This window comes from Sphingobacterium sp. UBA5670 (assembly GCF_002420705.1).
Taxonomy (GTDB): Bacteria; Bacteroidota; Bacteroidia; order Sphingobacteriales; family Sphingobacteriaceae; genus Sphingobacterium.
Map to the genome: position 1 here is coordinate 651,300 of NZ_DIIM01000021.1, position 2,382 is coordinate 653,681.

The following is a 2,382-nucleotide window of genomic DNA, read 5'->3' on the forward strand; positions in this document are numbered from 1 at the left end:
CGGCATCATCATATCCATCAGGATCACCGACACATCCGGATTTTCTTCCAGCTGTTTCAGCGCGTCCTTTCCGTCGGTTGCCGGGATGACGGTCATCTGATACTTTTCAAGTGCCTTGGTGAGAGAGAAGATATTGCGGATATCGTCATCCGCTACGAGCACCTTTTTACCCTGCAGGACATCCTGCAAAAAACCGAGTCTGCCGCTGGTTTTAGCAGCAGGACCGTTATTTTCTTCGACGAGATGCAAAAATAACCCTACTTCATCCAAAATGCGCTGATAGGAATTTGCTGTTTTTACAACGATGGAATCTGCATAACGTTTTAATTTCATTTCCTCCACCTGCGAAAGGTTCTTGCCGGTAAACACAATAATCGGCAAGTTTTCGAGTCCCTGGTTACGTTTGACAGCTTCCAGTGTCTCGTAGCCCACACGGTCTGGGACCCCCATATCAAGGATCACACAGTCGGCGGTATCCGAGCTCAGGGCAGCAATACTTTCCTCCACATTGCTCTTGATCTCCGAAGCAATGTTAAAACTTCCAAGGAAAAGCGACAGGGCCGCCGCATGTTTGGGGTTTTCCTCAACAATAAGGACTTTTTTGGGATGGCGCGTGAGGGCATCCTCTATTTTGCGGAACATATCGCCCATCTGTTCTAGTGCCATCGGTTTATTGATAAAGTCTATCGCCCCCTGAAGCAGACTTTCTCTTTTGACCTGCAGAGAAGACATGATGTGCACCGGTATATGTCTTGTTTTGGGATTTTCTTTGATCTCAGCCATGACCTGCCAGCCATCTTTGAGTGGGAGCTGAATATCCAGCAGGACCGCCAGCGGCATATAACGCGCGACCATTTCGGCCGCAATATCACCGCGCACCACCACAATCCCTTTGTAGTTTTGTTGGCGCGTATATTTGAGCAGAATCTTTGCGAACTCAATATCATCTTCGACGATCAGGATGAAACGGTCGCCAGCCACGATGCTATCGCGATCATCCGGAATATCCGCTGGAATAGGTATTTCCAGCTGCTTTTCTACAGGCTGCACTTCCCTTGATGACACTTGCTCCGTCAATTCGGGCTTCTCTTCCGTGGCAATTGGCCACGCTTGCTCGGTACCAAAGGCGGCCGGAATCGCACCCGAAATTTGCTCGGGAAGAATCAGACGAAATACACTGCCTTTATTTTCTTCGCTATCCAGCAGGATTTCGCCGCCGAGCAGGCGCGCAAGCTCCCTGCTGATGGAGAGTCCCAGCCCGGTACCGCCAAATTTGCGGCGAGTAGAACCATCGGCTTGCTGAAAAGCCTCAAATATGAGATGCTGTTTGTCTTTTGGTATGCCGATACCCGTATCCCGCACTTCAAATACTATCCGCTTTCCGGATGACTGCTCTCGATCGATATTTAAGGTTACTTTGCCCGAAGCCGTAAATTTAATGGCATTGGAGAGCAAATTGCGTAAAATCTGATCCAGGCGCTGTTTGTCCGTTTCAAGCTGGGCCGGTAATCCTGCTGCTGCGCTCATTTCCAATCCGAGCTGTTTGTCGGCGGCAATTGGTCCAAACATAGACGACAGGCCATTCAGTACATCGGCAAAAAATACAGGCTGTATATCCAGATCCATTTTTCCAGATTCTATTTTGGAAAGGTCCAGAATTTCGTCAATCAAGGTCAGCAGGCTTTTTCCCGAACTCTGGATCACGGCCGCCGATTCCATCTGTTCGTCATTGAGGTTGCCGTCCGAATTTTCGGCCATCAATCGAGAAAGCAAGAGAATTGAATTGAGTGGTGTACGCAGTTCATGCGACATATTGGCCAAAAATTCAGATTTATAGCGCGTACTTTGTGCAAGTTCAGCCGCTTTCTTCTGGATTTCCTCGTTGCGTTCGGCGATTTCCATATTTTTATCTTCCAACAACCGCGATCGCTCCTCCAGTTCGCGGTTGGATTGCACCAATTCCTCCTGCTGCACGCGGAGTTCTTCTTCCGAAGCCTGCAGTTTATGGGTATGCATTTCGAGGCTCGAGTTGAGCGATTCCAGTTCGGTATGCTGCGCCTGAAGTTCTTCGGTCTGTGCCTGGGTCTCCTCCAATAAATTCTGCACCACCAGTCTGGCCTGTGCTGCGGCAAGTGTGGTCCCCACCTTCTGCACAACATCCCTGAAGAAGGCCAGCTGTATAGAAGAAAAAGGCTGCAATGATCCCAGCTCCATCACACCGATACATTGGTTGCCATCAAAAATAGGCAGGATAAAAAGGTTGTTCACCTGCACCTTTCCGGCGGCGAAACTGATGACATAACGGGTATTTTCGAGGTGTTCGAATAATTTCTCATTGCCGTCTTTAAAGACCTGGCCGACCATACCCTCACCTGGGGCGAA

The 2,382-nt window shown here is 49.2% G+C and carries 1 protein-coding gene; it reads right to left on the reverse strand.

From position 1 onward, the window contains the following. Positions 1-2,382, reverse strand: a 2,382-nt coding sequence (locus B3C94_RS20695; protein ID WP_293907288.1) for a response regulator, incomplete at both ends; no start/stop codon positions are given.